At 41.0% G+C, this 17112-nt stretch carries 19 protein-coding genes and 1 pseudogene; 13 read left to right on the top strand and 7 right to left on the bottom strand.

All coding sequences use genetic code 11. The annotated features are described in order from the left end of the window. The first annotated feature begins 109 nt into the window (after positions 1 to 109). Complete coding sequence (locus MSHOH_RS23780; protein ID WP_158024133.1) at positions 110 to 250, top strand: hypothetical protein; 141 nt, start codon at positions 110 to 112, stop codon at positions 248 to 250. Between the two features lie 381 nt (positions 251 to 631). On the opposite strand, the pseudogene tnpA reads toward MSHOH_RS23780, so the two are convergent. The 3 genes and pseudogenes from tnpA to MSHOH_RS11600 all read right to left on the bottom strand — a co-directional run bounded on the left by tnpA (position 632) and on the right by MSHOH_RS11600 (position 4007). Next, a pseudogene (tnpA, locus tag MSHOH_RS11605) lies at positions 632 to 1094 on the bottom strand (IS200/IS605 family transposase). Between the two features lie 218 nt (positions 1095 to 1312). Then, positions 1313 to 1444 carry a hypothetical protein gene (locus MSHOH_RS25670; protein ID WP_275425527.1) on the bottom strand — a complete coding sequence of 44 codons (132 nt, stop codon included), beginning with the start codon at positions 1442 to 1444 and terminating at the stop codon, positions 1313 to 1315. Between the two features lie 565 nt (positions 1445 to 2009). Continuing rightward, positions 2010 to 4007 (bottom strand): PAS domain S-box protein, encoded by a 1998-nt coding sequence (locus MSHOH_RS11600; protein ID WP_275425583.1) that lies wholly within the window; start codon positions 4005 to 4007, stop codon positions 2010 to 2012. 317 nt (positions 4008 to 4324) lie between these two features. Here MSHOH_RS11600 and MSHOH_RS11595 point away from each other — a divergent pair, with 317 nt between their 5' ends. Continuing rightward, complete coding sequence (locus tag MSHOH_RS11595; RefSeq protein WP_048139811.1) at positions 4325 to 4555, top strand: ferredoxin; 231 nt, start codon at positions 4325 to 4327, stop codon at positions 4553 to 4555. Positions 4556 to 4823: 268 nt separating this feature from the next. On the opposite strand, the gene MSHOH_RS11590 is transcribed toward MSHOH_RS11595, so the two are convergent. Beyond that, positions 4824 to 5600, bottom strand: a complete 777-nt coding sequence (locus MSHOH_RS11590; RefSeq protein WP_048139809.1) for a winged helix-turn-helix domain-containing protein — start codon at positions 5598 to 5600, stop codon at positions 4824 to 4826. Between the two features lie 189 nt (positions 5601 to 5789). Between MSHOH_RS11590 and MSHOH_RS11585 the strand changes: the two genes are divergently transcribed. Continuing rightward, positions 5790 to 5990: a hypothetical protein gene (locus MSHOH_RS11585; RefSeq protein WP_048139803.1), complete on the top strand. Its 201-nt coding sequence runs from the start codon at positions 5790 to 5792 to the stop codon at positions 5988 to 5990. A gap of 234 nt (positions 5991 to 6224) precedes the next feature. After that, positions 6225 to 6662, top strand: a complete 438-nt coding sequence (locus MSHOH_RS11580) for a CoA-binding protein (protein ID WP_048139801.1) — start codon at positions 6225 to 6227, stop codon at positions 6660 to 6662. A gap of 161 nt (positions 6663 to 6823) precedes the next feature. Here MSHOH_RS11580 and MSHOH_RS24345 read toward each other — a convergent pair whose 3' ends face one another. Next, entirely contained in the window at positions 6824 to 7027 is a 204-nt protein-coding gene (locus MSHOH_RS24345; RefSeq protein WP_048139799.1) for a hypothetical protein, read from the bottom strand. A gap of 236 nt (positions 7028 to 7263) precedes the next feature. Here MSHOH_RS24345 and MSHOH_RS11570 point away from each other — a divergent pair, with 236 nt between their 5' ends. From MSHOH_RS11570 to MSHOH_RS11535, 9 genes are all read left to right on the top strand, one after another. Next, positions 7264 to 7851 (top strand): RDD family protein, encoded by a 588-nt coding sequence (locus MSHOH_RS11570; RefSeq protein ID WP_048139797.1) that lies wholly within the window; start codon positions 7264 to 7266, stop codon positions 7849 to 7851. Positions 7852 to 8129: 278 nt separating this feature from the next. Continuing rightward, positions 8130 to 8276, top strand: coding sequence for a hypothetical protein (locus MSHOH_RS23775; RefSeq protein ID WP_158024132.1), 147 nt, complete (start codon positions 8130 to 8132; stop codon positions 8274 to 8276). A 58-nt stretch (positions 8277 to 8334) separates the two neighbouring features. After that, on the top strand, positions 8335 to 9423 hold the full coding sequence (locus MSHOH_RS11560) for a radical SAM protein (protein ID WP_048139793.1): 1089 nt from the start codon (positions 8335 to 8337) through the stop codon (positions 9421 to 9423). Between the two features lie 590 nt (positions 9424 to 10013). Beyond that, positions 10014 to 10313 (top strand): DUF1016 N-terminal domain-containing protein, encoded by a 300-nt coding sequence (locus MSHOH_RS25665; RefSeq protein ID WP_269851331.1) that lies wholly within the window; start codon positions 10014 to 10016, stop codon positions 10311 to 10313. Then, positions 10297 to 10539 (top strand): DUF1016 N-terminal domain-containing protein, encoded by a 243-nt coding sequence (locus tag MSHOH_RS25660; RefSeq protein ID WP_269851332.1) that lies wholly within the window; start codon positions 10297 to 10299, stop codon positions 10537 to 10539. Before MSHOH_RS25665 ends, MSHOH_RS25660 begins: the two co-directional genes overlap by 17 nt. Positions 10540 to 10601: 62 nt before the next feature. Continuing rightward, positions 10602 to 10862, top strand: coding sequence for a hypothetical protein (locus tag MSHOH_RS11550; protein WP_052730829.1), 261 nt, complete (start codon positions 10602 to 10604; stop codon positions 10860 to 10862). A gap of 403 nt (positions 10863 to 11265) precedes the next feature. Further along, positions 11266 to 11826, top strand: a complete 561-nt coding sequence (locus tag MSHOH_RS11545) for a superoxide dismutase family protein (RefSeq protein ID WP_048139791.1) — start codon at positions 11266 to 11268, stop codon at positions 11824 to 11826. Between the two features lie 137 nt (positions 11827 to 11963). Continuing rightward, positions 11964 to 12950 carry a hypothetical protein gene (locus tag MSHOH_RS11540; protein WP_048143409.1) on the top strand — a complete coding sequence of 329 codons (987 nt, stop codon included), beginning with the start codon at positions 11964 to 11966 and terminating at the stop codon, positions 12948 to 12950. A gap of 35 nt (positions 12951 to 12985) precedes the next feature. Further along, positions 12986 to 14233, top strand: a complete 1248-nt coding sequence (locus MSHOH_RS11535; protein WP_048139789.1) for a tyrosine-type recombinase/integrase — start codon at positions 12986 to 12988, stop codon at positions 14231 to 14233. A gap of 134 nt (positions 14234 to 14367) precedes the next feature. Here the strand turns inward: MSHOH_RS11535 and MSHOH_RS11530 are convergent, their stop codons facing one another. Both MSHOH_RS11530 and MSHOH_RS11525 read right to left on the bottom strand, forming a co-directional pair. Then, positions 14368 to 16248, bottom strand: a complete 1881-nt coding sequence (locus MSHOH_RS11530) for a hypothetical protein (protein WP_048139787.1) — start codon at positions 16246 to 16248, stop codon at positions 14368 to 14370. 10 nt (positions 16249 to 16258) lie between these two features. After that, on the bottom strand, positions 16259 to 17083 hold the full coding sequence (locus tag MSHOH_RS11525) for a hypothetical protein (protein ID WP_048139785.1): 825 nt from the start codon (positions 17081 to 17083) through the stop codon (positions 16259 to 16261). Positions 17084 to 17112: the final 29 nt, after the last annotated feature.

Below are 17112 nucleotides of genomic sequence, written 5' to 3'. Positions count from 1 at the left end.
CCTTTGAGCTCTTCGTAATACAGCTACCTCCAAACCGCTCATTAAATATCAGCCGGGGCTCCACGACTGGAAACCGGATGCTATTATTTTGTGTGCCTGAACGGCAAATTTGCCAGAAGTGCTGCTCAACTCCCTTAATAACCCTGCACTCGGCGCAGGTAATGAGTTCAATACCGCTCCGGTACGCTGGGAATACAGGCAGGAAAACCGTTCCTTTCTCCCTGTCATCACAGGGCGGCAAAGACTTTGATTCTATTAGTTATTACTAATCTGGAAAAAAGTAGTACTTATGTAAGATATTAAGTTTCCGATTTAAACTTATATTCATGGTAAATTGGATTTGAGTAATACAAATTCATTATTTACTTTCCCCGATTATTACACGATTTTGTTGAATCCAGAGACATTATGTAAGAATGAGGTTCATTGCCTTTAGTTCGCTGTTTGAGAAAGTATTGAGAATTGTTTTTCTTTTGCAAGGGAGTTTAAATTTCCTGGTTTTTGTGCTGGATTGGAGTTGTTATAGAGAGTACCGAGTTCAGAATTAGTGAAAGAAAATCAAATTACGGGCGGCCACCCCACCCTAAAGGATGGGGTATGCTTCGGGCCGCCCGCCCGGTTGTTCTGGTAATTAGAAATCATCAAGTCTTCTTTGCTTGGATCTCATGAACCTATGCAATCGAGACTCTTCACTCGGTTTTCCTTGCGATTCTTTAATGTAATGCTTAATTGTATCAGCAGTTACGTTTCCAACGGATCGATAGAACTTTCCACTTGACCATAGATTTCCACCCCAATATCGTTTTTTAAGATCAGGATGAAGCTTGAATAAGCTGTAAGAACTACCTCCTTTCAAATACTGAATTACCTCTGACAGAGAATTACTTGGATGAAATTCAAGAAACAAATGAACATGATCATCTACTACTTCCATTGCATGTATTTTGTAGCCATTTTTAGCACAAATTATACTGAGAATCAACTCGCAATCCTTTTTAATTCTCTTATTGTAGAATATATTGTATCGACTTAGGCACCAACACGATGTGGTAAGTAATCTGACCATAGCCATGGCTAAAACTGCGTAATTCCAACTTATATCACATCCTAGCCAAAGGTGGCTGGCACCACCTCTGGTTATGGTGCCAAAAAAACCTTATTTTACAAAAAAAGTGAGGATTTAGATAATTAAAGTGAAAAAACGAAGAGGCGAGGGTTCACTTCATCCCCGACCTGAAGGACGGGGTATTCGTGACCCTCTGCGCTCCATTAGTAATAAAAATAGGATTGAAAAAAGAACTAAGTGAGAGGACTAAAAAAGAGAGCAAAAACCAGGGTCAAAAGAGGACTCGATAGTTTTCGGCTGCACGTCAGGACCGGGTTTAGTGTGTTTTAGTGTGTGGTAGATATGGTAGATGTGGTGGTAGATAGTTCTTTTGGGCATTTACGATTCCCGGCCCTGTAAAGTGCAGTTTATGGTTCCAGACGTTGAGGTACTTTTTTCAGTCTGTTTGGGTCTGTTCGCATGAGTACTGATCTGTGCCCCCATCAGGGTTCACATGGTTCGGAACCAGAGTACTGGTATGAGCTTTGTGAACCTGTAGCTCATCAGCTAATAATGTATTTTTGTGGTTTTAACTCTCTCCAAACAGGATAATTTCGGAAGATTTATATATGTGAAAAGGTCCAGATGCAAAAAATCCATCCTGATAAAATAATACCAGCTTAAATGTTTTTTTGTGATCCAGATTGAATACCGATATTATTAGAGTTTGTTGGGTATACAGGATTAAACTGTCACCGGAGAAAAGTTATATACTTGTTTTTTTAAAACTAAATTTATTAAATATGTTTATTTCGACCTGAAAAGGAGTAAGGTTAAGTTAGATCTTAATTTATTCTCTCAGCCGAAGAAGAAGATTAAAAATTGATATATTAATTTTACTGATAAAAATCCGAAGAATCCATAGATTACTCTGTTGTTTACATTGTTCTGTTTCTTTTGTTTTTTACTTCGCAAGCTTGGAGCGTGCAAGGGCGATCATGACTTCCTGCCCTCTCCATGATCCTCTACTGAATCTGGTCTCTGCGAAAATCTCAGACCCTTCCCTGGTAACAAAGGGTAAACTGTACAGGAAGGTCTTTCCTTCAAGGATTTCAGAAAAACTTTTTGCAGCTTCAAGGACCCTGTTATGAGGGTGAAAGGAAAGGATATTCTTTCCAAGGAGTTCCTTTTCCGTATAAGAAAGATGCTTGCGGAAAGCAGGGTTGGAATAGAGGATACAGCCCTCGTGGTCCACTATGAAAATGAAATCTTTTATACTTTTAAAAAGCTCCTGAAAATCACTGCTGATTTGCCGGAGTTCTGCTTTTTCTTTTATCCTGCCTATCTCGTTTCCAAGCTCAATGGCAATAGTTTCAAGCTGCTTTCTGGCAGTTTCAGAAATCTCATCTGCTTTATGGGAACTGAGCTGCATAACCGCAACAAAGCGGCCATCTGAGAATATGGGAAGAAAAGCCGCTGCCCGAAGTTTTTCTTCAGGCGGCGTTTCAAGAGAAATCATCTTCTTAATCTCAAAGTATTGCCTGTAAACGGGTTTTCCTGCCCTGAGCAAATTTGCAAGCCCCTGAGCCTTTCCAAAACCTGATGCAGCTTTCACAAAAGCAGGGGATAACCCTCTGCATGTCTTTATTTTCATCTCTCCGCTATCATCGTCAACAAGATATATGCAGCCCGAATCCAGAGGCTCGACCTCAAGAGCCAGATCAAGGAGCTGCCTTAAAATTTCCAGCAGTTCGTCTGTAGAAGCAAGGGCAGCACCGGTATCGCGCCTGAGACGCAGAAAGTCAGAACTTTGCCTCTTTTCAGTAACGTCGACAACTGTTCCGTAAAGGTACTCGATATCCCCTTTTTCATCAGAATGTATGAATGTCTGCTCGTTAACCCAGCGAATCTCTCCTGAGGCTGTGAGAATTCTGTACTCCTGGAAAAAATCATTTCTGCCTTCCGTATAATTCCTGAAAAGATTATCTCGCACCTTTTCAGCATCAAGGGGATGAATAATGTCCTCGTATGCAATTTCTCCTGAGGTAAAAGCCCCTGCAGGATATCCAAACAGGATTATATTTTCAGTTATGAATTCTACAGGCCGTTTTTCTTTTGGGCTGCTCAGAAAAACAATTACAGGGCTGCTGCTTATAATTAACTCCAGTACTTTACTGACTCTCAGGGAGTGTGACAGTTCTCTTTTTATTTGTTTTTGCTCGCTGATATCTCTTGCAACTATAAGAACAGCAGTTTTGCCTTCATAATCCACTATACTGGCTTCCGCTTCTACCGGAATAAAGGTCCTGTCTTTTTTCAGATAATTGGTCTCAAAGGTTATTTTTCTTTCCTGACTTATTTTCTTAACCTGCCTCGAAAACTGGTTTCCATACCTGGTATCGATGTTTGCGGGAGTAAGCTTAAGGAATTCTTCCCTGCTGTACCCAAGACATGTATACGCCCTTTCGTTTGCTTCCAGAAGTTTTCCGTGCCTGTCCAGGATAATTACAATATTGCTGCTTGAGTTAAGCAAAGAACTGAACTTTCGCTCTTCCTGCTCCAGCTTTTCTGCAAGCTCTTTGCGAGGGGTAATGTCCGATACGATCCCGAAGTAGCGACTTATCCTTCCGTTTTTCCCGTACTGAATATGAGTCATGTCCTCAACCCAGCGTACCTTCCCTCTCTTCGTAAGGATCCTGTATTCCTGAGTGTAATCCTTAATTCCTCTTTCAGAGTTGCTTATGACTCCGAAATTAAAAGCCTCAAGATCTTCAGGGTGAACTATGTCAGCATACAGAATTTTTCCTGCCTTAAAATCAGCAGGCTCGTACCCGAGGTCTGAAACATTTGCAGAAGCAAACTCCACAGGAAAGCCAGCTTCGGCTTTTCTTATAAAAATAGCTGGAGGAATGCTCTCTAAAAGTAGTTTCAGTTCTTCTTTAGACTCAAAAAAGTCGGGCAGCTCCTTTTCAGGCTGACCTTTACCTGTAAATTTGTTCTGAAGGCTTTTTTCCGTAATGCATATCCCCTGTTAAAATTAATATGGACTGATACTTATATCTTTGGATTATTTATAAAATTGTTTGTAATAATAAAATAAAATCATTGATAAAACTTTCTTTTTTATTGCAGGGAAAAAATATCTAGAGGCAATGAAACTGGACATCAGGAATATTGGTGAATTTAAGGCTTGAAAGAGTGTTTTGAATGCTAAATTATATATAAAAATCCTCTAATTACTCTTATTGTGAGATACATCATACATAGGGGGAGTAAAATATAGCTGATAAGACAGATAAAGTTGCTGAGAATATTCCCGGACCTTATTATTGTGACTATAGCTGCATCGCATGCCATTTATGTGTAGACACCTCACCAGAGAACTTCAAAATGAATGATGACGATTCCAATGCTTTTGTATATAAGCAGCCGGAAAGCGATGAGGAAAAGGAAGCATGTGAAGAAGCACTGGAAGCCTGCCCGGTTGATGCAATCGGCAATGATGGCTAATGGCCTGTTCCATTTAAGCCAATTTTCTTAACTTTTTTCGATATGCCTTTTTGTTTTCAGCATTTGTTTTTTTAGTCAAAGCAGTTTTTTCCTACTTACAGCTTTCTATGTCCGTTCTCACAGGTTTGTACGCACTATCTTATATTTTTTTCATCCTACTCTTTTAATCCTTACTCTTTAATCCTTACTCTTTAATCCTTATTCTTTAATCCTTATTCTTTAATCCTTATTCTTTAATCTTTATTCTTTAATCCTTGTTCTTTAATCCTTATTCTATCAGCATAATTTCGGAATAAATTCTGGAGAGTCCCTGAAGGGTCGAGTATCCTTTTCTTGTAATGATATAGTCTCCCCTCTCACTCCGCTGTAAGACCATGCCCGTATCAAGCAGTTTCTGCAGGTGGAAGAGCAGGTTTCCGCCACGAAGTCCTGTGAGTTTGGAGAGCTCGGAGAAGGTTTTGCTCTCGCCTGAAAGTGCCTTTAGCATAAGAAGTCTCTGTCTGTTTGCTATCGGCTCGCATACTTCAGAAACTATCTTTTCAGGCTCAATTGCACTTATGTCTCCCTTTTCATCTCTTTCTTCCCTGTCCTGATATATCTGGAGAGAGCGCATAAGTTTGACCTGTTTTTCAAAAAGATTAATAGCTTCTGAAAAACACCTGCTGCATTGAGGTTTTTTTGCTTCCTTTTTTAATTCTTCAAGCCTCTCCCTGTACATTTTAACAGTTGTCGCCTCTACTTTTCCTCTGCTAATAAACCCTGCAGTTTCCTGTAAAATGTCTTTGAATGCAGTTTCACAGAACTCCCTCATCCCACAGTCCCGAGTCATCTGACTATGCATCCTTTCGTTTGCATCCTCGCAAAGATAGTCCACCATGGGCTTCATGAAACTCTTTCTCATCTCTGCCAGCATCCCGTCAATGTGCTGCTGGTTTGCTCTCTGTAAAAAACGTGAAAAGTCATTCCTGAGGGACGTTACCTCCTCCTTAATCGAATGCAGTTCTTCAATGTAGTAAACATCAGAGTCTGCCTGTGTCGTTTCCATTCCTGTCAACCTCCAGATCTATTAAAAAATCGGTTTGTGTTCAATTTAAGGTAACTTTTATTAAAGTTTCTCTAATTATCGCTCACTTTTTTATTATAGGTCATTTTTCTATACAATCTGAAATTTGTACATAAAAATGACGCTCAAGTATATAAATATATACAGCCTTCTAAAATCCGGTGATAATGAATGGAATTACAGGACATCAACAGCTTCGTACAGACTGCAAATGAAGAACAGCTCAAAGCCTTCGGTTTCCTCGGACAGTGGATGACGGAAAATGTCCCTAAATACTGCACCTGCACCTCAAAGTGCAACCAGAATTGTGAACTTGCAAAGGCCCTGGGCGGAGCATTAATGACAGCCGGGCAGAGACTTCAGGGACAGTAAGCGGATTCTATTGAGATCCTGCTGCTCTTTCATTTTTTATTTTTTTTCGGTTTTGAGGCATTCATGTTTTATTGTTGCTTTTTACACCGTTTTATGCCGTATTATATTGTTCTCAAAATAAGTTGTAATATAGACCCTATAGACCCGGATTACAACAGATTCATAATTTATTAGAATATTTTTAATATGGAGATATAATTACGAAACAAAGGATAAAACAAAGGGGAATTTAAAATGGAACCGACAGCCTCAGATTGGGTGAATTTCTGGAACGCAAACGTTTTTGCAGTAATCACTGACAATACAAAGCCAGCCATGAAATGGGCCGCCTCGGAACTCAAAAAGCGGGGCAAAAAAGTTTATGTCGTTGACCTCTCCGACAAACCTGCTCCCGACTTTTTAAAAAGTGTTTCCGAACTTCCAGTAGGTCTTGACCGCGCCATCATTGGCATAACAAAGTCCGAACCCGGCGACCTGATCCCGGCCCTGAAAGAAAAAGGCGCAAAAAAAGTCTGGATCCACTGGAAAACCGAAACCGAAAAAGCGCTCGGTGCCTGCAGAGACGAGAACCTCGAATACCTGGCAGGGCGCTGCCCGATGATGTACCTCGGAAGCGGACTAAGCATACATGGGGTGCACAGGACTATCGCAAAGATGACAGGGAACTATTGAGGCAAGGAACAGAGTAAATAGAGTTCCAGTACAGAGCCTATAACGCTACCAGTATAGTGTTTACGTGGCAGCATAATTATTGCGTACTTGAAATCAGAAAAAGTATTCTCAAGATAGTCTCCGGGGCTGGAATCAACAGTAATGCAAAAGGAATGAATACCTCAATCATTTCCTTCCTGAATGGCTATTCTTGTGTCCTCTTCAGCATGTTTTCCCTGATATCTTTTGGGCGGAACGGCTGAAAACACGTCTTTTGCTTCATTCAGGATATCTTGAATATGTTTTCTTTCATAGACCGCTTGAGAGATTTTAAGTTGTCCAAAGACTATCCAGGAATGTACCTCAGAAATGAGTTCGGTATACATGAGAGGCAAAACAGAGACTACGAAGGGATCTGGAAATCTGGAAGTATTGAAAAAAGGATGATTATTTGGAACTTCTGTGTGTTCGCTGTTTCAAAACCCTATCTTTATTCCCATTTGTATAGCAAAAGACTATGGAAGCTTTTCAATCTCAGATAAAAGTAATCTTTAAAATCTAACCAAAATATTTTTAACCTTTCTCGGCTGCATAGGTATTACAAACTAAAAAAACTAAGGAAATGGGGGATTGGTTAAATACGGAAACGGTTAGTGTTACCGCTGAGAGCGGTAAGTGTCTTGAAGCTGTAAATGAAGAAAAAACGATTGAAGAAGCTCACCTTTGTGACATCTGGAAAAGATGCGCAGCTTATCTTCTTGATATTCTCCTGGTAAATTTATTTGTATTCCTTATCCTTATTGCAGCCACATTAGTTACTGGCGCTACTGGCTCTCTAGCTGAGGTATATAGCATTGCTTTTGCAAACCTTGTAATCTTTGCTTACTTTGTTTACTTTGAGAACTCTCAGGTGCAGGCAACTCCTGGAAAAAAGTGGATGAATCTGAAAGTGGTAGACTTTGAAGAGAGAAGAATGTCTTTTATTCGGGCATTTTTCAGGAATCTTGCAAGAGGAATGCCAATTATTGTTCTCGTAGTCGTGGATGTGGCTGCTAACGGGGCAGGCATAATCAACAAACATCTGGGATGGTACTTCCTCATACCCTTCGCGACTTATGTACCTGTTCTTTTTATGGATATGAGACAGGGAGTTCATGATGTACTCGCAGGAACCGTTGTCGTGAAAAGCTTTGCAGATGAGAGGGAGTAATTTTTCGCCTGTAATTTCCTATCGCCTAGTTTTCGATAAACTGTGAATCTTTCAATAAATCTATCATTTCGACAGATTTTTCATTTTTCTTTCTCTTTTTCTGACCTTTTTCTCTTATTCTGACCTTTTTCTCTTATTCTGACCTTATTAATACTCAGGAAATTCATGACCAGTGTAACCGTAACGTGTTATCTTTCTTAACTGCGCTCTGGTTTTCTAACTGTTTTTTTCTTCCATGGCATGCAGCTCAGCCTGGAACGGCGCGTGGTGAGAGAAAATTGAAAGATACCAGCTTTGGGTTCAGGAAATCAAGCCGATCAGGAATCACTAAAAGTGACGTCATCCAAGCTTTCCCTCCTGAGTCCTGCCTGCTGTACGGAAAAGTTTTTCATAGTCTCCTGTGCGGTTTTGTTGCAGCCCTTTAAATTTTTACAATTAAAGTTTTCCCATAAACCTTTAAGCCATGCAAACAGATATTCTAATATGGCAGCCCCGAAGTACCTGAAACGTTACCTCAGGGTGCAGGGAGATGAAATGCCTGCCCTCTCCAAAATAACAGAGAAAATTTCAGTCGAATTCGATCCGGAAATGGGTCTTGAAGGACTCCGAAGTATCCATAACGCAAGCATCAAAGAATACAGAAAGCTGCGGGAAAGCCTTGACATTGAAGCTATGGACGCCCTTGCTTACGCAGACAGTTCGGACAGGTTGAGACTGTATACCGAAAGCTTCCTCGAAATCCCGAAAGCCAGCCCATCCTTACTTGACCTCAAGATTGCAATCGTGGGCAAGATGCTAAGGAACTGTACCTGCTGCGGATGGAACTGCGGTGTCAACAGAGAGATAGGTGAAAAAGGCTTCTGCAAGCTGACCGACGTTTCTTATTATGCGTCTGAGTTCCTGCACATGGGAGAAGAGCCCGAACTTGTGCCCTCGCACACGATCTTTTTTTCAGGCTGCGTCTTTGCCTGCGTCTACTGCCAGAACTGGGACATCTCCACCTGCCCGGATTGCGGAACCCGGGTTGAGCCTCGCAAACTTGCAAAGCTTATCGATCTCAGAAGGCTTCACGGGGCAAAAAACGTAAATTTCGTAACCCCGACTCCTCATACTTACAATATTCTCAAAACCATCAGGGAGATTTCGCAGAACACACCGGTCATCTGGAACTCAAATATGTTCCACTCTCCTGAAATTGCAGAAATTCTCGAAGGGGTGGTGGACGTCTACCTCGGGGACTTCAAATACGGAAACAACGAATGTGCCCGCAAATATTCAAAAATAAAGAACTACCTGGAAATAGTGCAGCCAAATTTCAAATTTGCCTACGAAACCGCCGAAGTACTCCTCCGTCACCTTGTCCTTCCAGGCCACATCGAGTGTTGCACAAAGCCAATTGCCGAATGGGTGGCAAAAAATATCCCTGAAATCAGGTTCAATCTGATGTTCCAGTATAGACCCTGCTACCGGGCAATGGAATACCCTGAAATCGCACGCCAGCTTACCCCGGAAGAAGAGGCAAGGGCGATTGAGATTGTAAGAGAAGCCGGAATTGAGGATTTGCTAGTATGAGTGGGAGAAAACCGGGAACTGTCTCATCTTATGGAACTGTCTCATCTTATAATAGACCCAGATCTCTTATTTGATTCCATTTTCTAATTTTCCGGAACCCTTTTTTGTATTTCACTTTTCAAAATCCCGGTCTCTCACCGGGTGCGAAGCAGCCGGCCTTCTCAAAATGAAAATGAAAAAGACGCAGACTAAAAAGAGAGAACTGTAACAATATTTACATCGTAGAACACTGTGATTCTGGGTTATGCGTGTTTAATCTATTACTTATCTATCACTAAATAGTCCTATCTTCATCTCGCATCCCAAACATCCGAAAGTTAGATTCCTGAAATCATTCGAGAGTTAGTAGAATTTTTTTAATACTCCCCTCAAAGTCTTTAAATTATTCTGAGATTCCTTATGCTACTCCTTTTATTTTTCACTTCATAGAACCCCGAGCTTTCATGGGCGCAAAGCAGCCTAATTTTTAGTAAAAAACACAGGAGAAGGAAAAACTGCTCCTTCTGGCTTCAAGGTTTTGACAAATCCGAAGCTGATTGAAACTCTAATTATAATACCAACCATGTTTCAGTTTGCTGAGTAAGGAAATTATGAATAGGAGAAAAAAGAAAGTAAATTGCTGGGAAAACTGTCTGGAGAAATCTATAATAAACCGCAAGGATAAGCAAGAACCTGTACCAGCTTCAAATAACTCTATGCTGCTGGAAGATATTCGCCACATGATTGAAGCGACTCGCTCTGCAGTGGCCACTGCCGTTAGTGCCGGCTTGACGGTGCTTTACTGGAATATCGGTAAACGTATCCGGGATGAAATTCTTAAAGGAGAAAGAGCAGAGTACGGGCAGGAGATTATCGCTTCGCTGGGCCGAGTAATTGGTAGCAGAATATGATACTGGATTCTCAGAGAAAAACCTGCGTCGAATAATCCAGTTTGTCGAGGTATTTCCGGAAGAAAGAATTGTCGTGACACTGTTACGACAATTGAGCTGGTCCCATTTCCTGGTTTTAGTTCCATTAAAAGATCCGCTTCAACGCGAATTCTATGCTGAAAAGTGCCGTATAGAGCGCTGGAGTGTGCGCACTCTACGAAAGCAGATTGATTCCATGAAGCCATGAAAATAAGCCTGATAAAAAGAGACGGGGAGCGGTACGTACTTAACGAAAGGCTCTGAGAAGACATGGTAGGGCTGCTCAGAGAAATAAGAGATATCGAAAGGCTGCTTGACCCGAGAGTGCCATATAATTCAGAGATATATTACCGAAATCAGCATGAGGTAATCTATTCCAATAAATATGACGGGCCTGGAGAAAAAACTGGTTTTTCTGTTTTTGAAAAGGCAGGGATAAAACTCCTTTTGCCAACTACTTACTACTTTTACTCGGATGAGGAACCAAAAAAAGAGCTCACAAAGAAAGATATCTTCCGGCATGCGCTTTAATGATGTTTCAAGGAGAAAAAGAGTATACTCTAAAGGAGTTCTCTTTGAGTATTTTAAGGGAAAAGAGCCTCAAATTGGATTCGGGATTTAAGAGCTAATTTTAGGAACCTTTAGAGCTAATTTGATACTCATGAATATAATTGGAGTTTTATAATAACGTTTTAATATTATCTGGTCGTTTATCTGTCCGGGAGTATGTTTACTCGACATTCTTCAAATGGCTGACCTCAGCATGTAACGGCATGTTATAACAACTGTAAATGTTGTTCCGGTATATGGAATGGAAACAGGACGATTTGCATACCCCGTTACAGGATGAGAAACCAGTATCTATTTCAGCCATGACTTTAACAGGCAAACTTCTTTTGCACCAAAATTGTCATTTTCAAGGGGGAATAAGCTGATGAAAACCGGATTTGTATTACTGATGATAATCTCGGCAGTGCTGATGTTTGCAGCTACCGGCTCTGCTCAGAAAAATGTTACAGACAATGCTACGGACAATGTCACAGACAGTGCCGTAGCTATCCTGAAGGACGCACAAAATAATACTGTAGGATTTGCTACCTTTAGCGAGGACGAGTTTGGCCTGGTTCGCATCCAGGTTCTCGTTCGTGGTCTGGAACCCGGCATGCATGGTATCCATATCCACGAAAACGCGAACTGCACCGCGCCGTCTTTCACTTCTGCCGGCGGGCATTACAACCCTCTGGGTAGAGAACACGGTCTCGCAAATCCCAGAGGCCCGCATGCCGGTGACCTGCCCAACCTTATAGTGGGCTATGACGGCACCGGATATATGGATGTCGTCACTAACTTTGCGACACTTTCACCCGGACAGACCACCCTGTTTCCGGACAATGGAACTGCACTTGTCATCCACGCTGACCCTGACAACCAGATGACAAATCCTGCCGGAAACAGCGGTGATAGGGTTGCCTGTGGTGTCATCGAGAAAGCATAAGTCTTTCCTTAATTCTTACTTTTTTTTAACCTTCACGGGAATATTAGCATGGACACTATATGTGATACCTTAAGTGTCGGGTACAGACCTGGTGTGAATAATAATATTTATAATCTCATTGAGAGTATCCCGGGTTGATGGTAGACAAACTGGCTGCAGATAATAACAATATTCCTGTTGAATACATTTTTCAGATTCACGAATCGCCCTGCAGGGCAGTTCTGGCAATAACAGGCGGCGGGGCAGAAATTATTGGGGAACTGCTCCGGCATGGCAACGGCTCTGCAACTGTACTGGATGCGGTTGTCCCATACAGTACAGATGCACTGGACCGGTTCCTCGGCAGGAAGCCTGAAAAATACTGCTCTGAAAAAACTGCGAGATTAATGGCAATGGTCGCTTACCAGCGAGCTCTGGACCTATCGAAAGGCTCTGGGTCTGCAGACAGGGAAGTAATCGGAATTGGAGCAACCTGCAAGCTTAAAGCTGCAAACGAACGGGAAGGCAGGAAACATGAGATCCACGTCTCTATACAAACAGCCTGTGAAACCGGAATGAGCACACTTGAACTGGCAGCGGAAAGGACGAGAGAAGAGGAAGAAAAGATTGCTGAGTTCCTGATTTTCAATGTACTCGCCCGCCACAGCAACGTTCCTGAAATCGATTTATTTGATAGGATTGACACAGGGGACGGGCTAGAAGAAAAGGTTATTGAAAAATACGAATTCGTTTCTGGGTCTGTCGGGGATCTCTTGAAACAAAAAATGTGCAACCAGGACAGTCTTTATGAAACCCTTGACATGATAAGAATTAGTTTGAAAGAAGCAAAAGATCCCGGAGAACAAGGGGAACCAGAAGAAAACGGAGAGCCCGGAAAGATCAGGCTTGTATTTCCCGGCTCTTTTGATCCCTGCCATAGAAACCATGTTTTTATGGCAAAACTGGCTTTTGAAAAATTTGGTGAGCCCATACACTTTGAAATCTCTTTGACGAATGTTGACAAGCCGCCCATAGATATTATTTCATTGAATCAGAGGCTCGATTCTTTAAGAAGATATAAAGATGAAAATTTCATGGGCAGCATTTGTCTGACCAATGCACCGCTTTTCCTTCAAAAAGCATAAGTAAAAGTTAATATTTTTAGAAGGAATATAATAGTATGGAAATTTTTGAACTGAAAAAGGATAAAATTATTTCTGATTGGATAACCTTGATAGATGCACGACCCACAACTATAAATAATTACATTATCGGGATGAGACATTACACAGAGTTTAGAGAAAAAACTCCTAAGGAACTATTAGTTGAGGCACAGAAAGACCTTAAAAAGGTAATGTCTGAAAGAAAAATAAAAATGGACCTTGTTAGTTTTAGAAAACATTTGCAGGAAAGGGGACTTGCACCTCTTTCAGTCAAAATGTATATGACAGGAGTAATTTCTTTTTATAATGCTTTTGACATTCAGATCCCAAAAATCAAAAGCAAAAAGGCTAAAGGGCTGCAGAAAAACAAAGATATCCCTACAAAAGAAGATATACAAGACTGTTTAAAAGTTTCTGATGTTTTAGAAACTGCAATATTATTAGTTGCCGCGTCATCAGGATTAGCTGAACAAGAGATAATGAATTTGAGGATATCAGATTTTAGAAACGGATATGATCCGGAAACAGAGATTACCACATTAGACCTAAGGAGACATAAAGAAGATGTGGATTTTATTACTTTTTTAAGCCCTGAGGCATCCAGAGCAGTTAATAATTATTTAGAGTATCGTGCCCGGACGGATGACACAAAAGATGAAAGAAAAATTAGACATCTTGAAAAACAGAAGGTGTTTTCTGATGACGGTTATTTATTCGTAAAACGGAAAATCCCAGATAAGTATTTAAAAAATCATGATGAAGAGGGACGGAAATTCAAACATGATTCTTCAATGAAAATGTATAGAGAGGTATCCACGAAAGCGAGAAAAAACACACCGAAAGGAGATTTCAATTGTATAAGATCCCACAATATGAGAAAATATTATAATAGTGCCCTGCTTAATGCCGGAGCAGATTCTTTTTTTGTAGAATATACTATGGGCCATACTCTTGATGATACCAGGGCGGCATATTTCAGAGCCAGCCCAGAGAAGCTTAGAGAGATATATCAGAAATATGTACCCTACCTGACAATTCAGAAAGAGCTTAATTTTTCCGAAAGCCCAGAGTACAAAAAGCTGAAAACCGAAAATGAAATACTCGCGCGTGAGACTGTAAGAGCGACTATTGAAAATTCTGAAATTCAGAGGATGAAAGACGAGATGGAAAAAATTAAGGAGTTAGGGCAAAATACAACCGAATTATTACAGCTTCTCATTCGGAGCCCTGAAGCAATAGAATTAATGAAGAAAATGAAAGAATGAAAATTCCCCTTTTTTTCTTACTGTGAGCTTGCAGGGTTTGAGGCAGGTTTGTTAATCTCTTGAGTGCCAGCGTGATGTAAGGCACTCTTGAGAAAACCTTTCTAAAGGGATTATAATTAGTTTGTCTTGAACTTTTACTTTTTCTTTTTTCCGAAAATCAATTCTGCTGGATCTTGGACATAATGTTTTTTTGTTCGAGAGCCAAAATTCCCGCCTGGAAGCTCAAAGGAGAAGTCCTGTTTTGTAGAGAGATCTGATTTAAGCTTTGCTTTTTTTGGAGCTGGGTCCCTGGAAAATATTATAGGATATATTGGGTTTTGTTTAGGGGTTTCTGCAGGAGCTGGTGAGATTTGAGGGATTGATAGAGAGGGCTGATCATATCTGGATTTGTTCACCGATTTGAATATAGCAGGAGTTACCTGGGCCTGCGTGCTTTGCTCTTTTGGAGTGATTTTCGGGATGTTCAGGATAGAGGGTTGTTGTACCTGGCCAAGGAGTTGTTTTTGCTGAGGGATCTGAGTAGCAAGTCCTTTTATTGTAGCCCCTGTTGAAACTAAAGATGATAATTGGAGCATAGACGTTTTTTGTTTTGAAACTTGTTTCCCTATAGAAATTTGTTCCTGTTCTAATGCGTTTCTCATTAGATTTTTTGTGTAAGAAGATTTGCGGCTCTGAGACATTGCGCGCCTATATCCCCCGCTTGTTCTAGGTTTACTTTTCATACTTCCCACCATTTGAATTTTTTGTTCAGACACTTGTTTTCCTTTTAGTTTTATTGTGGGTACATGTTCTATTTTAGTTTTTTGGATAAGTACCTGACCACCGAGGGAAGCTGATTCATCAGCCATTAGAGGTTTCAGGTTCATAGAAATATCATCTATTTTCCGGCCTCCGGATTCTATTAGTTTTGCGCTGCTTTTTCCTATTGGTTTGGCTGCTTTCCCTGCAAGACCGAGGACTGCAGTAGTGACCGCAACATCAGACAAGAGCTGGACAGCTTCAGTATCTATTTTTGTTCCTTTTGTCCCGGCTATGTTTGCAGCTGCATCCACAGTCGCGAAGGGAGTTATAGCGGTCCCTACAGCCAGAGTTTTTATGTCCGGAGATAGAGATTTACCTCCTGTTTTTATCGCGGCTTCTGAGTGTTCTATTACAGAGCCAGCCCCGCCTATGACAGTCCCCAGGCTTGTAAGAGGAATATCTAATACGGAATTATCCGCTACAGTAGATAGTTTTTCTTTTGCTTTTGATGTTAGGCCTGTGATAACCTCTACTGCTTTGGATTTTGTTACGTCTTTTGTGGCTGTCTTATAGTCATCCTGCCAGCCTGCAAGCTGATCATAGAGATGACCCTGATTTGCTGCTGATTGTTCTGCCTGATCTCTGAGTTTTAGCCGCCCTTCTATGAGTTTCTGCTGTTGCTCAGGAGTGTATTCTCCTAGCCCAGAATAGAATTCTTCTGTGAGCCCTACAGAGGGATCTATTATTTTTTCTTTATTTTTTGCTGCGGCTTCGGCTTCTTTTGCTTCTGCTTTCTTTTGTGCGGTTTTTTGTGCTGCAGCTTCTGCGGCTTCTACTTTTGAGACATATGCAGCTCTTGCGGCAGGATTGACTATATCTCCCCTGGATGGGTTGTACTCGCCTGCTAATTTTTTCTGGTATAGATTTGAAAGTTCTTCCTGGGTGTTTCCGGATTCACTTTTTGTTAGAGCGTTTCTGATCTCCGCTTCTTCAGCCAGGGCCTGAGCTTCGCGCTGTGCTGCGGCCTGCTTCGCAGCTTCCTCAGCTGCAGCCTGAGCTTTGACCTCCTGATATGAGAGGCCCGTATTTTTTGCGGCTTCTTTTTGCTCTTCTGTGAATTCATCGGAGAGCTGGACAGCTGCGCTTGTTGTACCCCTGTCCGGAGCGTCTTGACCTGTTGTTGCACTGTATTGCGGAGAGTAGACAGATACCGTCTTGCCGCTTGCTGATGTACCGTTTCTGCCTTTTATAGTTACTGATCCTGTTTTCGCCATGTTATCACCTTTAGATTAATTCATTTTTTATTGAAAGTAATGATTCTTTATCTTTTTCTGAGAAATCTATATATATTAGTGCTCTGTCTATAGATTTTATTAATTTTTTCCTTTCTGCCAGGACTCTTGCAGCAGGAACTTTTATTTTTGTTTGTTTTGATGCTCCTGAGATTGTTTTTAGGCTGGCTGTTTGGGAGTCTGTTAGATTAGCGTATTTGAGGGCTGAAATAGAAGAATTGAGAAAGATCTTTTTTTCACTTGATACTTTTGTAGAGCTATAACTTGTTTTTTCGGTTGTAGCGAGGGAAAGAATTTCATAGGATTGTTCTTTCGTTTTCCCGTCTACTACATATGAAATTGTTAAGTGAACCTTACCATCACCGGACCATTTTATAGTAGTGTTTGTAAGGTTAGTGTTTTTGGATACAGATTCGTAGCTCTTAGACTGCAGTTTTGTCTTTAAGGAGATGCCTTCAGTCTTCCAGGTAGTTTTTACTTTTTCCGCGTTTGCTGTTTCGACTTTTATGCAGACTGTTGTTAGATTATAGCCTTGCTTTTCTTTTGTTGTTGCCGAGACTATGAAAGTTGGCACTACTGCAGCGTGCAAACTGCATTTGATACCGAAGTTTTGAGTATAAGAATCAAAGGCGATTTTGTACAGCCCATCTGCAAATTCTTCTGTCTGCCCGAGCTTGATTATAATAGTCTCTTCGTACTGATCGTTTTTTGAGATGTCAAACATTACAGCTATGACATCCCCGTCCCAGTTCATTGAATAATCTTTCAGGACTGCTTTATAGCCACCAATAGCAAAGTTGCTTGATTGCGGTTCCATTTTGTTTTTGTATGAGACATAATTCCAGC

It is taken from the genome of Methanosarcina horonobensis HB-1 = JCM 15518, from assembly GCF_000970285.1.
Lineage (GTDB): Archaea > Halobacteriota > Methanosarcinia > Methanosarcinales > Methanosarcinaceae > Methanosarcina > Methanosarcina horonobensis.
The sequence above is the reverse complement of the archived record's forward strand: the minus strand, read 5'-3'. Positions and strand labels throughout refer to the sequence as shown.